This window comes from Chryseobacterium soli, assembly GCF_000737705.1.
In the GTDB taxonomy this organism is placed as follows: Bacteria; Bacteroidota; Bacteroidia; order Flavobacteriales; family Weeksellaceae; genus Chryseobacterium; species Chryseobacterium soli.
Window position 1 is genome coordinate 1,060,602 of record NZ_JPRH01000001.1, and the last position, 24,302, is coordinate 1,084,903.

The following is a 24,302-nucleotide window of genomic DNA, read 5'->3' on the forward strand; positions in this document are numbered from 1 at the left end:
GATATCAGTCATAAGATAAAAGATCCCGGACTAAAAAGTCTCACATCTGCTATCTGAAGTCTGACATCTTCAAAATTAAAATCAATTATACAATGAATAACGGTATTATTATATTGGATTTCGGATCTCAGTACAACCAGCTTATCGGAAGAAGAATCCGTGAGATGGGAGTATATTCTGAAATCTTACCTTTCAACACCCCATTACAGGACATTTTAGAAAAACAGCCGAAAGGAATTATCCTTTCCGGAGGTCCAAGTTCTGTAAATGCGGAAAATGCCCATTTAGTTGAAAAAGAATTATATGAGCAGGGAATTCCTGTATTGGGAATTTGCTACGGAATGCAGCTTACAGCACATTTGTTAGGTGGAAAAGTAAATAAAGGTGAAAAAGGTGAGTATGGAAAAGCTCATTTAGATATCATTAAAGAAAATGCTTTACTGAAAGGAGTGGCGCAAAATTCAGTAGTTTGGATGAGCCATTTTGATGAAGTAGGAGAGCTGCCTGCAGGTTTTGAATTAAATGCAAAATCCGGTGTTATCGCTTCTATTTCCAACCCTGAACGTAAGATTTATTGCGTACAGTTCCACCCGGAAGTATCTCACACGGAAGAAGGAGGGAAAATGCTTGAAAATTTCGTTTTCAGTATTTGTAATGCAGAGAAAAACTGGAAACTGACCAACTATATCGAAAAAACAGTTGCAGAAATCCGTGAAAAAGTAGGGGATAACAAAGTGATCCTTGGACTTTCAGGAGGAGTAGATTCTTCTGTAGCGGCAGTGTTGATCCACAAAGCCATTGGAGATCAGCTGAACTGTATCTTCGTAGATACCGGTTTGTTGAGAAAAAATGAAGATGTAAAAGTAATGGAAAATTACGGCGAGCATTTTAATATGAATATTAAACTGGTTGACGCTTCAGAAAGATTCCTTACCAAATTAGCAGGTGTTGACGATCCGGAACAAAAAAGAAAAATCATTGGAAACGAATTTATTCATGTTTTTGATGAAGAATCCCATAAAATTGAAGGCGCGAAATTTTTAGCACAGGGAACTATTTATCCTGATGTGATCGAAAGCCAGTCCGTAAACGGACCTTCAGCAGTGATCAAGTCTCACCATAACGTGGGCGGACTTCCTGAAGAAATGGATTTCGAACTGTTAGAGCCTTTAAGAGAACTTTTCAAGGACGAAGTAAGAAAGGTGGGTGAAGAATTAGGTATTCCACATCATTTGGTACACAGACATCCTTTCCCTGGACCTGGATTGGGAATCAGAATTTTGGGAGCTGTAGATCCGGAAAAAGTGAAAATCCTTCAGGAAGCTGATGATATCTTCATTGAAGAATTGTATAAAAATGACCTTTACGAAAAAGTTTCTCAGGCTTTCGTCGTATTGCTTCCTGTGAAATCTGTTGGTGTAATGGGTGATGAAAGAACCTATGAATATACAGCAGTCGTTCGTTCTGCGAATACCATCGACTTTATGACGGCAACGTGGAGCAGACTTCCTTATGAGTTTTTAGATACGGTTTCAAGCAGAATCATCAACGAAGTAAGAGGAATCAACAGAGTCGCTTACGATATTTCAAGCAAACCACCAGCAACGATTGAGTGGGAATAATCCTGCTTTAAAATGATAATATAAATCCTGCCTATTTTTATAAGCAGGATTTTTTTTATTATTACTTGAGTATTTTTTCTAAATTTAATTAAAATGCAAACTTAAGGAAGATAAGACTACAAATAAAAATTGATCATCGTGAAACATGCTAATTGAACAATTCCATAATAAAACAGTAAAAATAGAAGATTTTCAAACTACTTATATTATTCTTAGTATTGAAAATAAAACGTTTCGTTTTGATTTTAAGAATAAGAAAGAATCTTTTGTAAAGAAAAAGGAAATCGGAGTGCTTGCGTTATACAAACAACATCCCTTATTAATCAACCATAATGAAACCTATTGTGAAACGTATATCAATTCTTCACCTGAAAAAATAGACCTCTTTGTTGATGATATTCAAAAATCTATTGAAGAAAGCCTGAAGGGCTGGAGGCATTGGAAAGACTATATCAAAATAAAAACGGGAATAAATGAACAGGTATTTCTTCAGAATATTCAAAAAGGAAGTGGGAAATTGTTGAATGCTCCCTTTTCAATTCTGGAAAAACTGGAAAAAGTATGCAGCAAACATCATGTTTTAATCAGACACTTCGGTGATAAGATAATAAAGCCGCATCAGTTGCTAATGATTAATAACCAGTTTGTAATTGCTGAAGACTTTATATTCAGAAATACATAAAAAAGGATAGAATACTTTCAATATTTTAAGAACTTCTATAAATTTTCACCATTTTTTTCTATTTTAGTAGTCTTTGAAAAACGAAACCATGAAAAAAATTCTATTTGCAGGACTTCTGATCCTATTGACCAGCTGTACCAAAAATCCTGACATCCATACCATTATCAGTAGTAATAAACTGATTAAAGAAATTGATGAACTTATTGCAGATTCTAATGAAAAGAAAACCGTAAAATTTATAACAGTCTCGGGAATCGTTGAGCCGGAGAAAAAAGAGGTGGAACTTCTATTAGCCAACAACCAGCCGGTATTCATCAAAGAAAATTCACCACGAATCAATAAAGAAATCCAATCAAAAAAATATGGATATTTTACCTACAAAGGATATGAATTCCTGGTAGATGAAAAGCTTAAAAATACGTTCAAACTGAAATATGAGGATTTTGATCATATGAAGCAGCATTTTGTGATTCAGGAACAGTTCTCCAAAAAAGAAGACGTAGTCAATAAAAAATGGCGTGCCATGCATATCCAGTACAATACGGCGAAAGATTCTGTGGAATTCAGTACTATTTCTGAACTCACCGTGCCGGATTCTTCCTACTAATTTTCAATACAATCATGATTTCTTTAATGAATATATTGTGGGGAAAAGCTTAGGATCCGCAGATATTTCCGTGAAGTTCAGTGGATATCTTGAATAAAAACAGGCTAAGTGTAGTTAAATACACATAAAATATTGAAAAATCATACCAATAATGAAGGGTGTGATTGATTATTTTTTTCTTAAATTTAAGTAAAATTACATCAAATGCAAATAGAGACAAGACCTCTGACTGTGGAGGATTACGATGAATTGGTCGTAACAATGAAGCGCGCATATCCGCAGATGTCAGAATCGATATGGTCTAAAAAAAGCATCGAAAAGCTGACTAAAATGTTTCCTAAAGGACAAATCTGCATAACAGTAGATGGAAAACTGGCCGCAGTAGCCCTTTCCATCATTGTGAATTATGAAGAATTTGGCGATGAACATACCTACAGCGATATCACAGGAAATTATACTTTTAATACCCATTCTTCCACAGGAAATGTTCTGTATGGAATAGAAGTGTTCGTAGACCCCGAATTTCGCGAGCTGCGTCTTGGAAGAAGATTATATGACGCCCGAAAAGAACTTTGTGAACTCCTGAATCTGAAATCCATTATTCTGGGCGGAAGAATTCCGAGTTATCATAAATACAGCCACGAAATGTCGGCCAGAGAATATATCCGGAAAGTAAGAGATAAGGAAATCTATGATCCTGTATTATCCTTTCAGTTGTCAAATAATTTCCTTCCGATCAGGGTCCTGAAAAAATACCTTCCCGAAGATGAATCTTCGAGAGAAAACGCAGTTTTACTACAGTGGAATAACGTGTATTACAGCAAAAAACCCAATACCATGCAGGATAGCATCATCCGTCTTGGATTGGTGCAGTGGCAGATGAGGCATTTTAAAGATATCAATGCTTTTTATGAACAGGTTGAGTTTTTTGTAAATGTGATGGGGGATTACAAATCAGATTTTGTTCTCTTTCCTGAACTTTTCAACACACCTTTATTAGCGCCTTTCAATAAACTTTCAGAAAGGGACAGTATGATAGAGCTGGCGAAATTATCAGAGCAGATTAAAAATAAAATTTCTGAACTGGCCATCAGCTATAACGTAAACATTATCTCCGGAAGTATGCCGGTTTTTGAAAATAATGATTTGTATAATGTAAGTTATCTTCTTCACCGCGATGGAAGGATTGACGAATATCGAAAGATCCATATCACACCAAATGAAAGGAAATACTACGGAATGAAAGGAGGAAGTGAGATCAAGGTTTTCGATACTGACTGCGGAAAAATAGGTCTTGTGATCTGTTACGACGTAGAGTTCCCGGAACTGCCGAGAATTTTGGCTGATCAGGGAATGAAAATTCTTTTTGTGCCCTATCTTACTGATACTCAAAATGCTTATATCAGGGTGCGCCATTGTGCAGCAGCAAGAGCCATAGAAAATGAATGTTATGTAGCTATTGCCGGATGTGTAGGAAACCTGCCTGGAGTAAATAATATGGATATCCAGTTTGGACAGGCTGCTGTATTTACCCCTTCAGATTTTGCCTTCCCATCCAATGCCATCAAAGGAGAAGCAACCCCTAATACAGAGATGACCCTGATTGTGGATGTCGATCTCAATCTTCTGAAAGACCTTCATTACAATGGTTCCGTACAGGTAATGAAAGACCGGAGAAATGATTTGTATGAAACGTATCTTAGATCACAATAAAATAATAATCCCGCTCATTCAGCGGGATTTTATATTAATTCTTAAAATAGAAAGTTTAAAGAAATTCGGAATATATTTATACATATTTTTAAGCTTTAATACTCTGGTTGTAAGTCTGGTATCTGACGTCTGATATCTGGAGTCTACTCAATAGAAGTTAGAATAGGAATAATTTTTGGAATAACCTTATAACTCACTATTTTTACAAATATGTTTGACAAGCAACAAAGAAAACTGAAAAGATCCGCCCGTTTGATTTCCGTACTCAGCAAATACGGATTTAAAGATATGCTGGCAAGAATGAACAGCGGTAATAAACAGGAAGAAGAGGCAGGAAATGACGATGAAATCATATCAAAAGGGACCGTTTATGAACGAATGAGACTGGTGCTGGAAGAATTGGGACCTACTTTTGTAAAGCTTGGCCAGACTTTCAGCAACAGAGAAGATCTGCTTCCGCCGGAATTAGTCCAGGAATTGCAGAAACTTCAGGATAAAGTGGAAACCGTAGAGATGAATGTGGAAGAAATCATGGAGAATGAATTCAATATCTCGGTGAAAGACTACTTTCAGGAAATTCAGCATATTCCGTTGGCTACGGCTTCTATTGCACAGGTGTATAAAGCTGTATTGCTCGATGGCAGTGAAGTGATTTTGAAGATTAAGAAAGCCGATGTTCAGACGGTTATTGAAGATGATCTTCTCTTAATTAAAGATCTTGAAAAAATCATTTCATCCTATTCTGATATTGGAGAAAAGCTTAATCTGAAACAGGCTATTTCAACGTTTGAAAAATCATTGCTGGAGGAAGTATCTTTAATCAACGAAAAGAATAATATCCTGCAGTTTGCCCGGAATTTTAAAAATAATAAAGAAACATATGTTCCAAAAATCTATGAAGATTTATCCAACAATAATGTTCTTTGTATGGAATTTATTGATGGAATTAAGGTAACAGATAAAACAGGCCTTATTGCCCATGGAATCGATCCTGTAAAGATTTCTGAAGTAGGATTACGATTATTTGTTTCCCAGATTTTAGACTATGGTTTCTTTCATGCGGATCCCCATGCCGGAAATATTTTAGTTAAAAAAGACGGCAGAGTTGTTTTCATTGATTTTGGAGCAGTAGGAAAGATTCAGCCGAATGATAAAGAGATTCTGGAAAATCTTATTGTCAGTTTTGTGGCTAAAAACGCTCACAAGATTGTAAGATCACTTAAAAAAATGGCTGTAAGCTATGAAATTCCGGATGAGAGAAGATTTGAAAATGATGTGGAAGATATTCTGAATTTTGTACACAGCACCTCCCTTAAAGAAATAAATCCTCAGGAGATCATCAATAAAATGAAAGATGTTCTGAAAGATAACCGTCTGCATATGCCGGATTATTTCTATCTGCTGTTTAAAGGAATCGGATTGATAGAAGGAGTAGGGCGCACCATAAACCCTGATCTGGACATCGTGAAAAGCTTAAGTCCATACACGAAAAAAATTCTTACCCGAAAGATCAATCCCAAAAATCTTTTGAAAACCGGAATGGACAGAATGATGAATTTCACGGATAACGTAGATGAAATTCCGAAAGAACTCCGATCTGTTCTTCAAAAACTGGATGAAAATAAATTCACCGTTTCCACCGAATTTAAAAATATAGAAAAGACAAACCAGCTGATTAAATCAAGCACTGTCAATCTCATGTTAGCCATGATTTTAGGCGCTAACATGATTGCAACGGCGATCGTTTTTGTTTCTGAAGCGGGCCCTAGAATTGGAGAAATGTCTGTAGTGGCAATCCTGGGATTTTTATTCTCTATCCTGTTGGTAATCATTCTTTTGTTGAGGGTAACCAGAAAATAAAACAAATCAATTTTAAACTATAAACAATCATGAAAACCCTTATTATAACTCTTTTTATAAGCTGTTTTTCTCTATCATACGCACAGGAATCAGATAAGGACGGTGTTTTAGGAGATTTTGACGGCAACGGCACCAAGGAATATGCCTTTGTAAAAGTAAACGACTGCAGTGATGAATGTGACGGAAAGTGCGAAACTACAATTTATTTCAGTGATAAAAATATAAAACCTTTTACCATTTCACCCGCTAATAGCGGAGCCATTTATAACCTTAAAGATTTGAATGGCGATGGAAAGGACGAAATAGGTTTCTATCCCGGCTGGTGTACCAGCTGCTGGCATCCCTTTTATGCCTATACCCTTTCAAAAACAGGATGGAAACCTTTGGTAGAACCAATTTCTACTCATTGTTCACAATGGGAGGAAGATAAATTTCCTATTAAAAAAGATCCAAAAAAGAAAGGATATGTAATTATTATATCAAGTCAGTGGCTCGATGATGATATTAAAATAATCAGTAAAAGTGTACAACTGAAATAAATGTACGATATACATGGTACAAAGTAAGATGTATTTCATAGTTTCAGAATTGTGGGATTTTTGTCAAAAATTGTTTTAATAAAGGTTTATGATAAAAGATAATTTGAGAAAGAATCAATATATAGCATAACCTCAAATAAATAATCTAACTATATGATTATTAGTTAAATGCATATTTATTCTTTACGCTATACATTGTACATTATACTTTCTACCTTTTACACTCTCCATCACACATTATACTTTTTAACCCATACATTATACATTGTACATTTAACAAGTTAATTAAATACTTATCTTTGCAAAATGGAAAAACTCACTTTTGCAGATTTTGACCTGCCGGTTAAAATTCTTGATGTTTTGGCGGATTTGGAATTATTTGAACCTACGCCTATTCAGGAGAAGAGTCTGAAGCCCATACTTTCAGGAAGAGATGTAATGGGAATTGCACAAACTGGAACAGGAAAAACGCTAGCGTATCTATTGCCGGTGCTTAAAGCATGGAAATACAGCAAAAGCGGAAACCCTAGTGTTTTAGTTTTGGTTCCTACAAGAGAATTGGTAGTACAGGTAGCAGAAATTATTGAAAAATTAACGGAGAACATTACGGCAAGAGTAATTGGGATCTACGGTGGAAAGAATATCAACACTCAAAAACTTCTTTTCAATGACGGGTGCGATATATTGGTGGGAACACCGGGAAGGGTAATGGACCTGGCTATTGATAATGCAATTTCCCTGAGAGAAGTTCAAAAATTAATTATTGATGAATTTGATGAGATGCTTAACTTAGGTTTCAGACCTCAGTTGTCTCACATTATTCAGATGATGAAAGAGAAAAGACAAAATATTCTTTTCTCCGCAACAATGACTGAAGCGGTGGACGAAATGCTGGCACAGTATTTTGCAGGCCCTATTGAAATATCATTAGCTAAATCAGGAACTCCGCTTGAAAAAATTGATCAGACGGCGTACAAGGTAGAAAACTTTAATACAAAGATCAATCTTCTTGAACATTTATTGAAAAACAATGAAGACATGTCCAAGGTATTGATTTTTAATAATAATAAAAAGAATGCCGACGTATTGTTTACTAAGTTTGATGAACTTTTCCCTGGACAATTTGATGTCATTCACTCCAATAAATCCCAGAACTACAGACTGAAAGCAATGAAAAGCTTTGAGAACGGGGAAGTACGTGGTCTGATCACTACAGATATCATGGCTAGAGGATTGGATATTTCTGATGTTACCCATGTTATCAATTTTGAAACACCTGAAGTTCCGGAGCAATATATCCACAGAATCGGTAGAACGGGTAGAGCAGATAAAGACGGTAAAGCAATCACTTTCGTAACAAAGAAAGAAGAACCTTTAATCCTAGACATCGAACTATTGATGGATAAAGAACTTAAATTTGTTGATTTTCCTGAAGAAGTAACCATCAATCCTAAGAAAATTGCTTCTGAAGAAGATGAAATCGTAATGAAGAATCCTGCTCAGGTAAAACTTTATGAAGGAGGGGGAGCTTTCCACGAGAAAAAGGAAAAGAACAAAAAAGAAAACTGGGGTGGACCTTCAAAAAGAAAGACTCCAAAAAAATTCGGTGCCAACCGTGCTCAGCAAAAAACCATCTCGAAATCCAAGAGAAAGAAATAATAAAAAAGCTTCACTATTACAGTGAAGCTTTTTTTATGCTGAACTTATTTGAATTTTTAAGAATACAATAAAACCTATCAAGCCACTTTAATTCGTAGGATCCAATTCCCCTCCCTTGGAGGGGTGGCAAATCAAAGATTTGACGGGGTGGTTAAGAAACATTCTATTTCATATAAGGATTCATAACCTTAGTCCACAGTTTATATCCTTCCGGAGTCATATGAAGCATATCTTCTACGAAAAGGTCTTTTCTTACATTTCCGTTAGCGTCTTCCATTACTTTTGTAATATCGATGAATGCTGCATTCGGTTCCTTTTTCATGAAAGCAGCAATTTTTTTATTCGCTTCTTTCATCTGTGACCAAAGTTCCTTTCTGCTTGGAGAATACTTCATTGAAATATAATCCACCTGAATGTTCGGAAACTTTTCGCGGATCTTTTTGTAGAACGTTTTATATCTTTTTACCACTTCGTTGGCTTTCAGCTGATGATTATCGGCAAAATCATTTTCACCACAGTAGATAATGATCTGCTTAGGCTGATAAGGATCAAGAAGGTCATTGGCGAAATCATTAAGATCTGTCAGTCTGGATCCTCCAAACCCTCTGTTGATGATCGTTTTGTCCGGGAAATAGCTGGCAACATCCGTCCATTTTGTAAAGGATGAACTTCCTTCCAATAGAATAGCATCTTTTGGGGGTACCTGTTCCTGATCTAATTTTTTGAAATTTTGAATGTCCTGCCAAAACATCGGCTTTGTTTCCTGTGAAAAGAAAAGGGCAAAAGACAGCAATAGGAATGCTGAAAAAATCTTCTTCATTGTTTCTAATTTAAGAGTACCATAAAAATAAAAAAAACTCCCGATAAAACGGGAGTTTGTGATTATCTTTTGTACGTAATGTACGTATAGTCGGCTACCTGGTCGCCGTTTTGGTCAATATTGTTGGAAAGTGTCATGACTTTCAGATCCTGGCTTGTAAGAATCATTACTTTATATTTATCCTCATCATTATTATCAAACTTAATGTTCAGAGCTTTATTCTCCTCATCATACGTAAATTTACCTGTTGTAGCTGCATTTACCTGACAGTCTATTCCGTTTCCGGAATAAGCGGTATAACTGGTGTAAAAGTCAGTTCTGAAATAAAGCGTATTTTTTGCACTGCATCCCGTAGGAATTTGAGTGTTAAGCACGGTTTTATTGTCTTTTCCAGAAATAACCTCTCTCTTGCTTTCTTTCCAATCTCCTTTCAGCATATCGATCTCATATGCTTTAATATTATCATCTTCACAAGAAGTAAGTGCCAAGGCTGAAAAGGCAAATAAAAGTAGCTGTTTTTTCATTTTCACAAATTTAAGAATATGCTAAAATATAAATAAATTTGAAATATTTATAATGAAATTACGGTTTTTTAAACGAATGTTTATAAATAAATAAAGTTTATAGTAAGAAGCTGGAAATTTGTTGAATTATACTGAAATAAAATCAGAAGAAGTAAGATAATTCCTGATGAGTGGTGGTATCACCAGCCATAGCTTATCAATAACTTCTTTGAATGCCATATTTCCAGCTTCCTGTTTTTAGTAACTCATGGCTACAATTTTTGAGGCATCCTGTGGGGTAAGGTTTTTATGTTCACCTAATCCCAGCCAGTTTCTTTCTGTAAATGCTTTTTCTACTCTCTCAGCAGTTCCCTGATACTCTTCAGTATATTCTGAAAGCTTTGTTTTGATATCCAAACTGTGGAAAAATTCTTCCATCTTTTTGATTCCCTGTTCTGCTTTTTCTTCTACGGTTCCCTCTTTGATTCCCCAGACTCTTTCAGCATATTGCGCCAGTTTGCCTTTTTTAGCTTCAAAATTATAACGGTAATGAGAAGGAGCAATAACAGCTAATGTTCTCGCATGATCAATTCCGAAATAAGCAGTCAGTTCATGGCCCATGGCGTGTACTGCCCAGTCAGTGATAACTCCTTTTTGAATCAGCCCATTTAAAGCCATTGTACAGCACCACATAAAGTTTCCGGCAGCATTGTAGTCAAAGTCATCTGACAATACTTTAGGAGCCGTTTCCTGAAGACTGATCAGGATACTTTCCGCAATTCTTTCCTGAAGGTCTGCAGAAGAAGGAGCGGTCATATATTGTTCTAAAACGTGTGTATAGGCATCAGTAATTCCGTTAACGATCTGTTTTTTAGGAATAGATCTGATGACTTCAGGGTCTAAAACAGAAAACTGAGGGAAAAGTCCTGGACCTCCGGAAGATAATTTTTCATTCGTTTCTCTTCTCGAAATCACATATCCTGAGTTCATTTCTGAACCTGTAGCTGGAAGCGTCAGAACACTTCCGAAAGGCATACCTTCCCCTTCAAAAGTTCGTACCGGTTTTTTAAGGATTTCCCATGGTTCACCAGCATAATTGGCAGCCGCAGAAAGGAATTTTGTTCCGTCAATAACAGAACCGCCACCTACAGCCAGAAGATAGGTGATCTTTTTTTCTTTGATAACCTGTAAAGCTTCCACTAAAACTTCATATTCAGGATTGGCAGGAACCCCGCCGTATTCATGTACCTGATGGTTTTTTAGTGCTTCTTTTACTTGATCGTATACACCATTACTCTTGATGCTTCCGCCTCCGTAAATCATTAATATATTGGCGTCTTTAGGAATCTCATTAGAGATTTTAGCGATTTCGCCTTTCCCGAAAAGTATTTTTGTAGGATTTTTAAACTCGAAATTAAGCATTGTTCTTAAATTTTTGTAGCTCAAATGTACGGAATGCCCAATGAAATTTAAGTTAAGAAAGTGGTAAAATTACTATGATTGAATATGATGAAAACTATTGAAATTTTGCTTTAATTTCTGCTAAAGTATAAGTAGGTAGTACTGTTTGTTTTCTGATTAGGTACATACATTTGTAGGTGACTGTGCTAATAGGAGTTAAATTCTATTGAGTGCAGTTGTCATTCTTATACAATCCATTGCTTTTTTCTTCCAGTTTTCCGGTTTTTTTATTGATTCTTATAAAAAAAGATTCTTTGGGAGCAGGGCAGTCCTTTGGTTTTGAGAGATACAGCAGGAAATAATCACTTTCCATTTTGTAAGATCCGCCGAGTATGTTTTTTGAGTCAAAAGTGTAGCCATATGTTTTTGCAACAAGAAGAGCTTCAGAGATATTATCAACAGATCCTATAAAATCTCTTAACTGCTGTTCATTGGTAAAATATTCTGCCCGTTCGCTTTTACAGGCTATGACGTATGAAAAACAGTTTTCCGTTACACATTCCTGAAAAAAACCTTGTGGAGGAGCAGGTTCATTGATAGTCATGTAATCCGGCATCTGACTTTCATAAATGATGGCTTTTTCCGGGTCGTTGATGTTCCGAAGCACCTTCCAGTAGGCGTATTTTTTGTCCGGTTTCACAAATGGATACAGATAATCAACAGTATCTAATATTTCCGGAATTTTTCTGTAATCAGTGGGAATTGTTTTAGCCGTCTGCGAAAAAAATAGACCGGAAGTTAAAACAAAGACAACAGAAATTATTTTCATGAGAAAGGTGTTTGTGCAAATTTATAAAAATGGGATTTGATCTCTGCCATTTTACTTCATGAACTTCGGATTTTAATTAATTCAAATCGAACGCTTCATGCGATATAAGGTTCCATTTTTTGTTGGTATACTGAAATGTCATTCGTTGTTCTTTACCTCTGTTGCCTACATGATTATATTTTACAATAACCATTACTTTTTGGTCTAAAGAATTGAAGAAATTCATAAGAATGGAGTTGGACAGGGCTAAATTAACGGGTGTATGGTCTTTATTATGGACGACATGATACTTTTTCTGAAGGTACTCACCAGTATCTTGTCTTAGAATATATTCCTGAGTCGATTCATTGGTAAATGGATGCTCCTTATCAATATACTGAAGAGCATATGAACCTCCGATTTCTATCTTTTTGGGAATGATATTTTTATTAAAATGCTGATTGAAAATTTTAAGGGTTTGCGGTGTCCAAAAATGGGACTCATTATAATTGGGATTTTTCACATTAATACCGCTGGCGCACCAATCGGATCCCTCGGGACAAATCAGGGCAACAACTTTTTCACTAAGATAGATGACAAGATCTTTGGAAGGAATATTTTCAGGAATAAGTTGCTCTATAATTAATTTATTGAGCAACTTATAATCTGTTTTTCTCCCTTCATTAGTTATTTTTTTAAAGTAGATGCTGTCATTCTTACGAGATTCCGTACAATCCGGCATCCCGCTGCTTAAGGTGTCTTTTTTCCTGTTCTGAGAATACGCACTGAGACAGAGAAATAATAATATAAAAGGGAGTATGTTTTTCATTAGTTTTTAGAAGGAACTTAAGATAAGTAATTATTTCAGATTTTTACTGTTGTAATATCATCTTTTTATGACAAATTAATTATCCATTGAATTGTTTTTCTGGTAAAGATTTTTATAGATATTAAGATAATGTTCTAAAAGATCGGGGCTAATTTCAAGCTCACTAATGATAACTTCAAATTTTTCACCTTTACAAAAGAACTGTAGATAATTAATTTCTCCTCTTTCATTAAAACGTGATTCCCGATGACTTACATACCTTCTTCTAAGCCTTTGATTTTCTATGATATCCCAGCTCATTCTTGGCTTTTTATATAATTGAATTCCAACAGCATTAATCGAGATGATGACATCTGATGCCTTTCGGATTTTCATAATAATGAGTATGATAAAAAGTAAAATTACTGCGATCGGCATTATCATGATAAAAATTTCCTGCTTTGGGGTTTTGTCAATGTAAAGTATTAGAAAAAAAACACTGACAATAATGAAAATCAAATAACTGAAAATAGTAGTAATGGAATAGGTTAGAGGTTTTTTTAAATTGATCTCTTTGGGAATTTCTTTTTCATTCATTACTTCAGGTTTTCTTTTGCTATCGGTATATTCTTTATACAAAAGAGTTGCGATGGTAATAAAAGCAATGAAAAAGATAACAGAAAAGATAGGAGCCAGTTTAAAAAAATAAACGCCTGATAATAATGTTATTATTTCGAGAATACTGTAAAATATAATTCCAAACTGAAATTTCATTCTTGTCAATGGATAGGTAATTAATTTCAAATATATAAAATCATTGAGTATAATTTCCTGAAAAATGTCCGATTTTATATGCCGCCAATGCAGATAGTCAATAGGCAAAAAAGAAAAATGTTATTGCTTATCCTTTAAATAATCCCTTGCATTGGTATTATCAGGATTTAAAAGAAGAGATTTTTTATAATTCATAATAGCTTCTTTACGATGTCCCATTGTCTCCAGAATCTCGCCATAGCTGTCATAAACATTTGAGCTGTCAGGATATAACATCGTATTCTGCTGAAAAATAAATAAAGCTTCTTCCTTTTTGTCCAGACTGAGCAACTGATAGCCCCATGCGTTAATTTCGCCTTCTGTCAGATTGAAATTTTTATTGTTTTGTTTCAGTGTTTTATAAATCAGATTGGTATTCTTAAATCCTTTTTTAATAAGCTCTTTGCGTAATAATTTCATGTTGGGGCTTAGGCCGAAACCATTTTTTATCTTCATGCCGGGAAGATAATAGCTGGCAATCTCATCGATAAACCATTCCGGATTGGAACCCTGCAGATTCGTTAATACGACCACTGATAGATTATTTTGAGGATAGACAAATAATGCTGAACGCATCCCGCCTACAGGAGCTGCTGCAGGATATTCTTCCCGCACTACGGTAGGCCAGCCTAATGCATAACCGTTTGTTAATGAATTAAATCCGCCGATATGCCCATCATTGAGCTGTGTGGTTGTAAAAAGTTGTGAAATACTGCTTGTATCCTTTAATAATTGACCATTCTGTAATGCAATAAGCCATCTACTGAGATCTTCAGCAGATGAGATAATGCCGGTTGCGGTCCTGAAGAACACCGGGAAATCTGCAAAAACAGTATGCAGCTTTCCGTTGTTGATCCACTTGTCGCCAGTATTGATAATGGTAGAATAGGCACCGCCACTGTTGGGAATAATATCATTGGAATCACCAAACTGTGTAACGAGCATATGACAGGGTTTGAACTGATTTTCTTCAATGAATTTTGTGAAATGCTGTCCGCTTAATGCGGTGATTACTTTTCCTATAATGATATATCCCGTCTGGTTATAACTGAATTTTTCTCCGGGAGTGAATTCCATGGGAAGCTGTTTTACCAGTTCCCAGTTTTTTTCTTCATTACCATCTCCCAATAACTGTTCTTTCTGGTCAATATTATTAGGAAGTCCCGATACATTACTTAATATTTGTCTGATCGTTATCTTTTTCCATTGATCAGGGAGGTCAGCAATATATAATGAAATAGAGTCATCAACTTTTAATTTACCTTGTTCCTGGAGCTGCATAATGGCCACTCCTACAAAGGCTTTGGTCATTGAATTAATCGAAAAAACAGTATTTTTTGCAGTGGGAATCCGGTACTCAAGATTAGCATACCCATAACTGCTGAGTTTTTCAAGTTTTCCATCCCTGATTACGGCTAATTGAAGTCCCGGTATTTGTAACTGTTTCATCTTATTCTTAAGAAAAACATCAATACTGTCCGATACTTTTTGCGCAGAGAGTAAAAATGGAACTAACATCAAAGCGATGAAAAGTACATTTTTAATTAATCTTATTGAAGTTTTCATAGAGCAGATTTATACATTAAACATTACAGAAGCTAATTTTGTTACACGATTATACTAAATTAGTAATGATTGATAAATTTCAACTTTTTTAAAATACCTATGACTATAAAGAGTATAAAATCTCTGTATTATTTTTAATTTTAAATAAAAATTCGTTCCGATTAAAAACAAAATCCCCTACATTTGTTAGTATGATACACGACCAACGCGCAGAAAAATTCAGGCAGATCGTGGAAAATAAATTCCAGATCTACAATTCATTATTTATGAGCCTGCCTTATGATAAAATGACGAATATCGGGATGCTTCTCCCGTTTCTTTATGAGGAAAGTAAGAACGGCTATGAGGCCGGGAAAACTCCCGAAGAAATTGTTGAAGAATTCTTTAAAAGCCATACAGACCTTCATACAGAAGAGCAGAAATTAGAATTGCTTTTCAAAATCATACAATATATAGAAAGACAGGTCGTACTGTTCGACAGTATTGAAGATGCTGCATTTCCGAGCCTTCATTCCGAAAGCGACAGTGGTACGGTAACTCATCTTTTTGAACGTTCACTTCTGGATCACAAACTTGAAAAAGTTCGTGAGAAACTTAAAGATTTCACGGTAAAAGTTGTGTTTACGGCTCACCCTACACAGTTTTATCCAAGCTCAGTGCAACGGATTATTCAGGACCTGAGAACAGCGATCACTACAGACTCTGTTACCAATATCGATATGCTCCTGCAACAGCTGGGAAAAACCCCTTTTGTGAATAAAGAAAAGCCTACTCCGGTGGATGAGGCACTCAGTATTATTTCTTATTTAAGATATGTCTATTACGACACCATAGGAGAATTGTTTACGAAGATCAGAAAAACCTTTGGAAACGGCCATTTTCATCTTCATGAAGATATTATTCAGCTTGGGTTCTGGCCGGGTGGAGATAGAGATGGAAATCCTTTTGTAACTGCTGATGTAACTAAAAGGGTTGCAGAAGAACTTCGTTCAGCAATTTTGAAATCTTATTACAGCCATCTGAAATTTATCAGAAGAAGATTAAGTTTTAGAGGTGTTTCAGAAGTGTTGGGAGTGCTTAGCGAAGAGCTATACGGTGCTATTTTCGATGGAAAAACCATTACCTCTGAAGATATTCTTAAAAAAACGGATGAAGCAGAAAAGATTCTGGTTAATGAGCACAATGGATTGTTCCTTGATCTGCTGGTGAATTTCAGAGATCGTGTGAAAATTTTCGGAACCCATTTTGCCACGCTCGATATCCGTCAGGACAGCCGTATTCATCAGAAAGTAATAGATGATGTATTTGCCAAAGTATATGGAAATCAAGAAGCCAGTCAGGAAGAAAAATTCAATAAACTAATTCAGATCTCAGATAAAGTAAGTGCGGAAGATTTTGAAGATATCGTAAAAGATACATTACTGACGGTTTCACAAATTACAGAAATCCAGCAGCAGAACGGATTCAGGGGAATGAACCGGTATATTATTTCCAATTCTGACGCCGTAAAAGATGTCATGAATGTTTATGCTTTCTTTAAGATCTGCGGATATCAGGACCAGGACATCAATATGGATATTGTTCCGCTTTTCGAAACGATGGAAGGTCTGGATAATGCTGAAAGGGTGATGAGTGAACTGTATCAGAATCCTATTTATAAAAAACATCTTCAAAAAAGAGGAAATCAGCAGACAATTATGCTCGGTTTCTCAGACGGAACGAAAGATGGTGGTTACCTGAAAGCGAACTGGGAGATCTATAAAGCTAAGGAAGTGCTTACGAGTCTTTCAGAGCAAAACGGTATAAAAGTCGTTTTCTTCGATGGTAGGGGAGGCCCGCCGGCACGAGGTGGTGGGAAGACCCACGATTTCTACGCTTCGCAAGGTAATACCATTGCCAATAACAAGATTGAACTAACGATTCAGGGGCAGACCATCACCAGTATTTTTGGAAATAAAGAACAGGCAAAATATAATTTTGAGCAGCTTTTAACAGCCGGCGTAGAAAATGATGTGTTCAAGAATTCCAAAAAAGATCTGACTGAAAAAGAAAGAAAATTAATCACTGAACTTGCCAATATCAGTTATAAAAAATATTCAGATCTGAAGGCGCATCCCATGTTTGTTCCTTACCTTCAGGAAATGAGTACCCTGGAATATTATGGGAAAACCAATATCGGAAGCCGCCCTTCAAAAAGAGGAGGCGACAGTGAGCTTAGATTTGAAGATCTGAGAGCAATCCCGTTTGTGGGTTCGTGGTCTCAGCTGAAGCAGAATGTACCGGGATTCTTCGGATTCGGTTTTGCCATGGAGCAGATGAAAGAACAGGGAAGGTTTGAAGAAGTAAGAGATCTTTATAAAGGATCCGATTTCTTTAAAACATTAGTCTTAAACTCAATGATGAGTATGAATAAGTCCTATTTCCCATTGACGTACTACATTAAAAGTAATCCTAAATTTGGAGCATTCTGGAATGTCCTTTTTGAAGAATATAACCTTTCAAAGAATATTATGTTGGAACTTACCGGATTTAAAATGCTTCAGGAAGAAGATCCTTTATCCCGAAAATCAGTAAAGATTCGCGAGAAAATTGTACTTCCACTTCTGAGTATCCAACAATATGCATTAATGAAGATCCAGAAAGGAGAGGGAAATAAAGAAGCCTATGGAAAGCTGGTAACTCGTTCTCTGTTTGGAAATATCAATGCAAGCAGAAATTCAGCATAAAATTATCTTCGAAAACATGATAAAACAAAATCCTTTCGTATTGAGAGGATTTTGTTTTTTTGTAGTATGTGCGTGAGTTGAAGATAATCATCTGTGCTCATCTGAGAAATCTGTGGTGTAAATTTTAAACTACAAAGTCACAAAAGATTTAAAATACTTAGTTTTTAAGTTTAAATAATACTAAATAGTAAGTTCATATAAGCTGGAAAAAATCAAATATTTTTATTGACCATAAAAGGAAAAATCTGCTCAATCCGAATAATCTGCGTGAGTTAAAAAACATAATCATCTGTGTTCATCTGAGAAATCTGTGGTTATAGAAAGATAAACTACAAAGTCACAAAAGATTTAAAACACTTTAGTTTAAATAATGCTGGATAGTAAGTTCATATAAGCTAGGAAAAATCAAATATTTTTATTGACCACAAAAGGAAAAATCTGCTCAATCCGAATAATCTGCGTGAGTTAAAAAACACAATCATCTGTGTTCATCTGAGAAATCTGTGGTTATAGAAATTTAACCCCAAAAAGTTCACAAAGGTGCTATTTTAATCCGCGTGATTTGCTCGATCTGCGAGATAAAAAAATTAGCAGGAAAAAGCTATTCCTTAATGAACTTCTCATAATACACCCGATCTTTAGTCTGGATTTTAAGATAATAAACACCCTTGGCAAAATCCTCAACCTTAATCGATTTTTCACCTGTATTTTTCCTGATAAACCTTCCTAAATTATCATAAATTTCTAATGATTTTATATCACTTTCAGAAGCAATATTCAAAATATTTTTAACCGGGTTTGGAAATATCGCAAATTTTTCTTTCCGTACTAGTTCCGAGGTATTCAGAGTAGAATTATACAGGCTTCCGAAATTGAGAATACCATATCCCATCTGGTCGGTATGATTGGGATATAATGAGGCAGTCTGTCTTAGCTTTGTTCTCATGAGATCTCTGTTCATAGTGGGAAATGCCTGGATCAGACATGCAGCACCTCCGGCAGCAATTGGAGTGGCAATGGATGTTCCACTGGCAGTGGTTGTCGTATTGTTGTAGACGGTTGTGGTGGCGGTACCTCTCGTGCTTCCGTCCGGCTTTATAATTCCTGCGGAATTAGGTCCGAATGATGAAAATCCAGATGAATTTCCTGATGCGTCTACAGATCCTATGCTGAATACTTTTGCATTATCTGCAGGCGTTAAAATATAATGCCATGGCTGGGCTCCTGAATTTCCTGCAGCTATCAGAACAAAAATTCCTTTATTGGCAGCAATTTCTGCAGCCCTTGCAATGAAGGAGGTCGTTCCGTTCATATTGGCGTATGTATAATTATACCGTGAATCGTCAAAAGTATAATAGCCTAATGATGAGGTGATGATATCTACGCCTTTACGATCAGCCTCTTCAGCAGCTTCGATCCAGTATATTTCTTCCTCGGGGATTTCTACAGTTGCATTTTCGCTTCGGTAAAGATAAAAATCAGCATCAGGAGCCGACCCCACGAAAGTACTTTCTATATAGCCGCCAATAGCCCCTAAAACAACAGATCCGTGTGTGCTCAGGGAAGTATTGTAAATGTTACTGGTTTTAGTGACAAAATCATAGCCGGCTTTTATATGATTATTAGCCCATAATCTAGAAAATGCAGACCCTGTATCCACTGTGGGAAAGCCTGCATCAATCACAGCAATAGATATTCCGGATCCGGTGTATCCTGCCAGATGAAGAGGTCTTAAATTGACCTGATCTACCTGCGCAGCACCTGATCCATAATCAAACGTAGTGATCGTTTTATGGGTTCCTGAGATGTTATCCCATTTATTGATATTCGCCATTTTTGTTCCGCCGGTAGAGTTCCTTGCAAAACTTTCCACTGATTGTACATAAGGTTGTGCCTGCAATAGAGTGATCTGTGCCGGGGTAGCATTTACAGTTGCTCCGTTCAGCCATTTGGAATAATCGGTGACCGTGAATCCCAGATTCTGCAGATTTTGGAGGTAAGATGCTTCAATCGGTGCATCCTGATCATTAAGCGAAATACCTAATGTAGTACGCCTGTTGAGGGCCTTCTGGGTAAGTTCAGAAAGAGGATTGGCATAAAATGCGGCTTTATTGGGTTTATCTGTAAAATAAACAAATACAAGAGCCGTTTGTGCTTGCATGGCCGAGTAACCTGTTAAAATACAAAAGAGTAAAAGTTTTTTCATGGAGTTATTTTATATAAAGATAAAACAAAATCAATAAAATTTTTGAAAGGATTTTAAATTCCTTATTTTTACACAAATATTTGTTTATGAAAAAAATTCAGATGGTTGACTTACAAAGTCAGTATTACAAAATAAAGAATGACGTAGATAATGCAGTTTTAAATGTAATGGATTCGGCGGCCTTTATCAACGGCCCTGAAGTAAAGTCTTTCCAGAATGAATTGGAATCTTATTTAGACGTAAAGCATGTGATTCCTTGTGCCAATGGTACTGATGCTTTACAGATCGCTTTGATGGCTTTAGACCTGAAAGAAGGGGACGAAGTAATCACGGCCGATTTTACTTTTGCAGCAACCGTAGAAGTTATTCATCTGCTTAAACTAAAATCTGTTTTGGTAGATGTAGATTACGATACATTCACGATTTCCACAGATCAGATTAAAAAAGCTATTACCCCTAGAACGAAAGCAATTATTCCAGTACACATCTTCGGACAGTGTGCGAATATGGAAGAAATTTTAAAAATTGCCGAAGAACATAATCTATACGTTATTGAGGACAACGCACAGGCGATAGGCTCACAGTTTACATTTTCAGATGGAACTGTAAAACAGGCCGGAACCATGTCTACCGTAGGAACCACTTCATTCTTTCCATCAAAAAACCTTGGATGTTATGGTGATGGAGGTGCTATTTTTACCAATAATGATGAACTGGCACATCGTCTAAGAGGTATCGTAAATCATGGAATGTATGAGAGATATTACCATGATGAGGTAGGAGTAAACTCAAGGCTAGACAGTATTCAGGCGGCTGTATTAAGAAAGAAGCTTCCTAATCTGGACTCTTATAATGAGTCAAGAAGAAAAGCTGCTGATTATTACGATGAAGCTTTTGCCGGTAATGAGCATATTCTTACACCAAAAAGAGCAGAGAATTCTACACATGTATTCCACCAATATACGTTGAGAATCCTTAATGGTAAACGTAACGATTTGCAAAAATTCTTAACTGAAAAAGAGATTCCGGCTATGATCTACTATCCGGTAGCATTAAGAAAACAAAAAGCCTATTTCCAGGAAAGCAATGATGCTGATTTTGTAAATACAGATAAACTGCTGGATCAGGTGATATCACTCCCTATGCACACAGAATTGGATGAAGAGCAGCTGAAGTATATTACGGATGCTGTCTTGGAGTTTATGGGATAATTATGCTTCACGACGAAAGAATACTTAAAAATAAGTTTGCTTATTTTTTTACAATCATTTTTATTTTAGGTTGGATTATTTATTATGGAGCATTTATAATTAATGTTTTACTTAAAGGTTATAGATTAGTAGAAAAGTATTCTAAATTTAAAACCCTTTTGTATCTTTTAAACTTTATAATATTTACATTATTGATTGTAGCATTTATACATATTTTCAGAGAGTCAAAAAAACTTTTTATGTATCTGAATATTTCAAGTGCTTTAATAATCATTTTGGGTTTGATAAGTTTCTATATCAATTATGAAGGAAAATGGGGAATACATATTTATTCTTTTTTGTTTGGATTTGCTTTGTTATTAATAGGGCCAACATTACTTATAAATTATTTTAGACATATTCCAGCAAAGAATGAAATAGAACAAATAGGACAACACAAAGAATAAAAAATTTATTACAAAAAAAATGGCAATACTTGTTACAGGCGGACTTGGATACATTGGTTCCCACACTGTGGTAGAACTTCTTAATAATGGCTTTGAAGTCGTTATTGTAGACGATTTATCCAATTCGGAAAGATTTATTTTAAAAAATATAGAGGAAATTACAGGTAAAAAGCCGGCTTTTTATCCTTTCGATTTAAAAAGAAGAGAGCTTCTGACTCAGGTGTTTGATGCTTATCATATTGAAGGCTGTATTAATTTTGCAGCCTATAAAGCAGTAGGAGAGAGCCAATTGAAACCTGTAGATTATTATGAAAATAATCTGTTCTCTTTAATCAATATTCTGCAGGAATGTAAAGAAAGATCGATTTCTAACTTTATATTCAGCTCTTCATGTACCGTTTACGGACAGGCAGAGGTAATGCCCATCAATGAAAATACTCCCTTGAAACTTCCTGAAAGTGTATATGGAAAAACTAAACAGATGGGAGAAGAGATTCTGGTTGATTTTGCGAAAGCATACAACAGAAAAATTACACTTTTGAGATACTTCAATCCTATTGGTGCTCATCCTTCAGGACTGATTGGCGAGCTTCCGATTGGAGTTCCCAGTAACCTGGTTCCGTATGTAATGCAGACTGCCGCTGGAATACGTGAGAAATTAAGTGTTTGGGGTAATGATTATGATACAGAGGATGGAACTCCGATCCGCGATTATGTGTATGTTGTAGACCTTGCCAAAGCTCATGTTGACGCGTTGAAAAAACTAATGAATAACAGCAGTGAGGAAAGTGTAATTGACATCTATAATCTAGGAACCGGGAAAGGATCATCGGTATTGGAAGTAGTAAAAGCTTTTGAAAATGCTAATCATGTAGAGGTACCTTACCAGATTTGTGCAAGAAGAGAAGGTGATATTACGACTGCCTATGCAAACGCAGATAAAGCGGAAAGGGAACTTCACTGGAAGTCAGAAACTTCACTGGAGGAATCTTTGAGAACCGTGTGGCAGTGGCAGAATTATCTGAATTCAAGAAACGCATAAAATAGAGTAGTATGGCTTGGAATCCTGAAGTATACGATCAGTTTAAAGAAGAGCGTTCTGCTCCTTTCTTTGATTTATTAAAGCTTGTGAAGTCGAAATCCGATCTCTCTGTGATTGATTTGGGTTGTGGAACAGGGGAATTAACCTCTAAACTATTGGATTATTTAGAAGATTCTAAAGTCATAGGAATAGATTCTTCAGCAGAAATGCTTGAAAAAGCAAAGCATTATAAAACAAGCAGACTGTCTTTTGAAAAAAGATCCATTGAAGAACAGCTCAGTCTGAATGAAACTTTTGATCTGATCATTTCCAATGCTGCGATACAATGGTGCAGCAATCATAAAGAACTTTTCCCAAGAATTATCGGTAAAATTAATCCAGGAGGCCAGTTGGCAGTACAGATTCCTTCCAATCATGAATATATCGTGCATCAACAGCTTCGAAAAGTTGCGGAAAGAGAGCCTTATAAAAGCGCTTACAATTCCTGGCAGAGAGAATATACAGTATTGAAAATAGAAGACTATGCAAAAATACTGTTTGATTATAACGGAAGTGAAATTACCGTTTATGAAAAAGTATTTCCACATGTTCTTGAAAATGCTGACGCTATTTTTACATTTACATCCGGAACAGCAATGCTCCCTTACATAGATAAACTTCCGGAAGAACTGAAAGAACAGTTTAAAAATGACTATAAAAAAGAATTACAAAGTTTATTTCCCGAATCACCAGTCTTTTATCCATTTAAAAGAACGTTTATATCAGCAAAATTTTAATGATTAACACTATGAAGACACAAAGAATAGGCATTACATTTTCCTCATTTGATTTATTGCATGCCGGACATATCAAAATGCTTGAAGAAGCTAAAACCGTATGCGATTATCTGATCGTTGGATTGCAGATCGATCCGTCACACGATCGTCCCAACAAGAACAAACCGACCCAAACCATCGTTGAACGCTATATTCAGCTTAAGGCAGTAAATGCAGTTGATGAGATCATTCCTTATTATACAGAAGAAGATCTGGAAGATATTTTAAAATCTTTTGTAATCGATGTCAGAATCATCGGAGATGATTATATGGATAGAGATTTTACAGGTAAAAAATACTGTGAAGAGAAAGGAATAGAGATCTTTTATAACAAAAGAGATCATCGGTTTTCTTCCAGTGACCTGAGAAAAAGAATTTTTGAAGCTGAAAAAGCAAAGAATTTAGATGTTGAAACCGTAAAATAATCTAAAATTAGATTAATAAAAAAATCCCGA

The 24,302-nt window shown here is 35.8% G+C and carries 21 protein-coding genes; 13 read left to right on the forward strand and 8 right to left on the reverse strand.

Annotated elements, in window-relative coordinates; translation table 11 throughout:
• The first annotated feature begins 92 nt into the window (after window positions 1-92).
• The 7 genes from guaA (at window position 93) to IW15_RS04905 (ending at window position 8,682) form a co-directional block, all read left to right on the forward strand.
• Window positions 93-1,622, forward strand: a complete 1,530-nt coding sequence (guaA, locus tag IW15_RS04875) for a glutamine-hydrolyzing GMP synthase (RefSeq protein WP_034709654.1) — start codon at window positions 93-95, stop codon at window positions 1,620-1,622.
• Between the two features lie 145 nt (window positions 1,623-1,767).
• A complete protein-coding gene (locus IW15_RS04880) occupies window positions 1,768-2,304 on the forward strand; it encodes a hypothetical protein (protein WP_034709655.1) in 537 nt (178 codons plus the stop codon).
• Between the two features lie 88 nt (window positions 2,305-2,392).
• A complete protein-coding gene (locus IW15_RS04885; protein WP_131368501.1) occupies window positions 2,393-2,911 on the forward strand; it encodes a hypothetical protein in 519 nt (172 codons plus the stop codon).
• 204 nt (window positions 2,912-3,115) lie between these two features.
• Window positions 3,116-4,624, forward strand: a complete 1,509-nt coding sequence (locus IW15_RS04890) for a carbon-nitrogen hydrolase family protein (protein WP_034709658.1) — start codon at window positions 3,116-3,118, stop codon at window positions 4,622-4,624.
• 210 nt (window positions 4,625-4,834) lie between these two features.
• The gene (locus IW15_RS04895; protein ID WP_034709659.1) at window positions 4,835-6,484 is read left to right on the forward strand and encodes an ABC1 kinase family protein; all 1,650 of its coding nucleotides are present in this window, start codon (window positions 4,835-4,837) and stop codon (window positions 6,482-6,484) included.
• Between the two features lie 29 nt (window positions 6,485-6,513).
• Window positions 6,514-7,023, forward strand: a complete 510-nt coding sequence (locus tag IW15_RS04900; RefSeq protein ID WP_034709661.1) for a hypothetical protein — start codon at window positions 6,514-6,516, stop codon at window positions 7,021-7,023.
• 306 nt (window positions 7,024-7,329) lie between these two features.
• Complete coding sequence (locus IW15_RS04905; protein ID WP_034709662.1) at window positions 7,330-8,682, forward strand: DEAD/DEAH box helicase; 1,353 nt, start codon at window positions 7,330-7,332, stop codon at window positions 8,680-8,682.
• Between the two features lie 163 nt (window positions 8,683-8,845).
• Here IW15_RS04905 and IW15_RS04910 read toward each other — a convergent pair whose 3' ends face one another.
• The 7 genes from IW15_RS04910 to IW15_RS04940 form a co-directional block, all read right to left on the reverse strand.
• Complete coding sequence (locus tag IW15_RS04910) at window positions 8,846-9,502, reverse strand: GDSL-type esterase/lipase family protein (RefSeq protein ID WP_034709663.1); 657 nt, start codon at window positions 9,500-9,502, stop codon at window positions 8,846-8,848.
• A 62-nt stretch (window positions 9,503-9,564) separates the two neighbouring features.
• Window positions 9,565-10,026: a lipocalin-like domain-containing protein gene (locus tag IW15_RS04915; RefSeq protein ID WP_034709664.1), complete on the reverse strand. Its 462-nt coding sequence runs from the start codon at window positions 10,024-10,026 to the stop codon at window positions 9,565-9,567.
• A 237-nt stretch (window positions 10,027-10,263) separates the two neighbouring features.
• On the reverse strand, window positions 10,264-11,427 hold the full coding sequence (locus IW15_RS04920) for an iron-containing alcohol dehydrogenase (protein ID WP_034709666.1): 1,164 nt from the start codon (window positions 11,425-11,427) through the stop codon (window positions 10,264-10,266).
• 202 nt (window positions 11,428-11,629) lie between these two features.
• Window positions 11,630-12,235 (reverse strand): hypothetical protein, encoded by a 606-nt coding sequence (locus IW15_RS04925; protein ID WP_051881756.1) that lies wholly within the window; start codon window positions 12,233-12,235, stop codon window positions 11,630-11,632.
• Between the two features lie 76 nt (window positions 12,236-12,311).
• A complete protein-coding gene (locus IW15_RS04930; protein ID WP_034709670.1) occupies window positions 12,312-13,043 on the reverse strand; it encodes a hypothetical protein in 732 nt (243 codons plus the stop codon).
• A 75-nt stretch (window positions 13,044-13,118) separates the two neighbouring features.
• Entirely contained in the window at window positions 13,119-13,796 is a 678-nt protein-coding gene (locus IW15_RS04935) for a hypothetical protein (RefSeq protein ID WP_034709672.1), read from the reverse strand.
• Window positions 13,797-13,916: 120 nt separating this feature from the next.
• Entirely contained in the window at window positions 13,917-15,401 is a 1,485-nt protein-coding gene (locus IW15_RS04940) for a serine hydrolase domain-containing protein (protein ID WP_034709674.1), read from the reverse strand.
• A gap of 191 nt (window positions 15,402-15,592) precedes the next feature.
• Here IW15_RS04940 and IW15_RS04945 point away from each other — a divergent pair, with 191 nt between their 5' ends.
• On the forward strand, window positions 15,593-18,127 hold the full coding sequence (locus IW15_RS04945) for a phosphoenolpyruvate carboxylase (RefSeq protein ID WP_034709676.1): 2,535 nt from the start codon (window positions 15,593-15,595) through the stop codon (window positions 18,125-18,127).
• Window positions 18,128-18,728: 601 nt separating this feature from the next.
• On the opposite strand, the gene IW15_RS04950 is transcribed toward IW15_RS04945, so the two are convergent.
• A complete protein-coding gene (locus IW15_RS04950; RefSeq protein ID WP_034709677.1) occupies window positions 18,729-20,333 on the reverse strand; it encodes a S8/S53 family peptidase in 1,605 nt (534 codons plus the stop codon).
• An 86-nt stretch (window positions 20,334-20,419) separates the two neighbouring features.
• On the opposite strand from IW15_RS04950, the gene IW15_RS04955 reads away from it, so the two are divergent.
• Genes IW15_RS04955 through IW15_RS04975 form a run of 5 tightly spaced genes read left to right on the forward strand, consistent with a single transcriptional unit; the run spans window position 20,420 to window position 24,272 of the window.
• Window positions 20,420-21,544, forward strand: coding sequence for a DegT/DnrJ/EryC1/StrS family aminotransferase (locus tag IW15_RS04955; RefSeq protein ID WP_034709679.1), 1,125 nt, complete (start codon window positions 20,420-20,422; stop codon window positions 21,542-21,544).
• Between the two features lie 2 nt (window positions 21,545-21,546).
• A complete protein-coding gene (locus tag IW15_RS04960) occupies window positions 21,547-21,990 on the forward strand; it encodes a hypothetical protein (protein ID WP_034709681.1) in 444 nt (147 codons plus the stop codon).
• A gap of 19 nt (window positions 21,991-22,009) precedes the next feature.
• Entirely contained in the window at window positions 22,010-23,032 is a 1,023-nt protein-coding gene (gene galE, locus IW15_RS04965) for a UDP-glucose 4-epimerase GalE (RefSeq protein WP_034709683.1), read from the forward strand.
• A gap of 11 nt (window positions 23,033-23,043) precedes the next feature.
• The gene (locus IW15_RS04970) at window positions 23,044-23,808 is read left to right on the forward strand and encodes a methyltransferase domain-containing protein (RefSeq protein WP_034709685.1); all 765 of its coding nucleotides are present in this window, start codon (window positions 23,044-23,046) and stop codon (window positions 23,806-23,808) included.
• 11 nt (window positions 23,809-23,819) lie between these two features.
• The gene (locus IW15_RS04975) at window positions 23,820-24,272 is read left to right on the forward strand and encodes an adenylyltransferase/cytidyltransferase family protein (RefSeq protein ID WP_034709876.1); all 453 of its coding nucleotides are present in this window, start codon (window positions 23,820-23,822) and stop codon (window positions 24,270-24,272) included.
• Window positions 24,273-24,302: the final 30 nt, after the last annotated feature.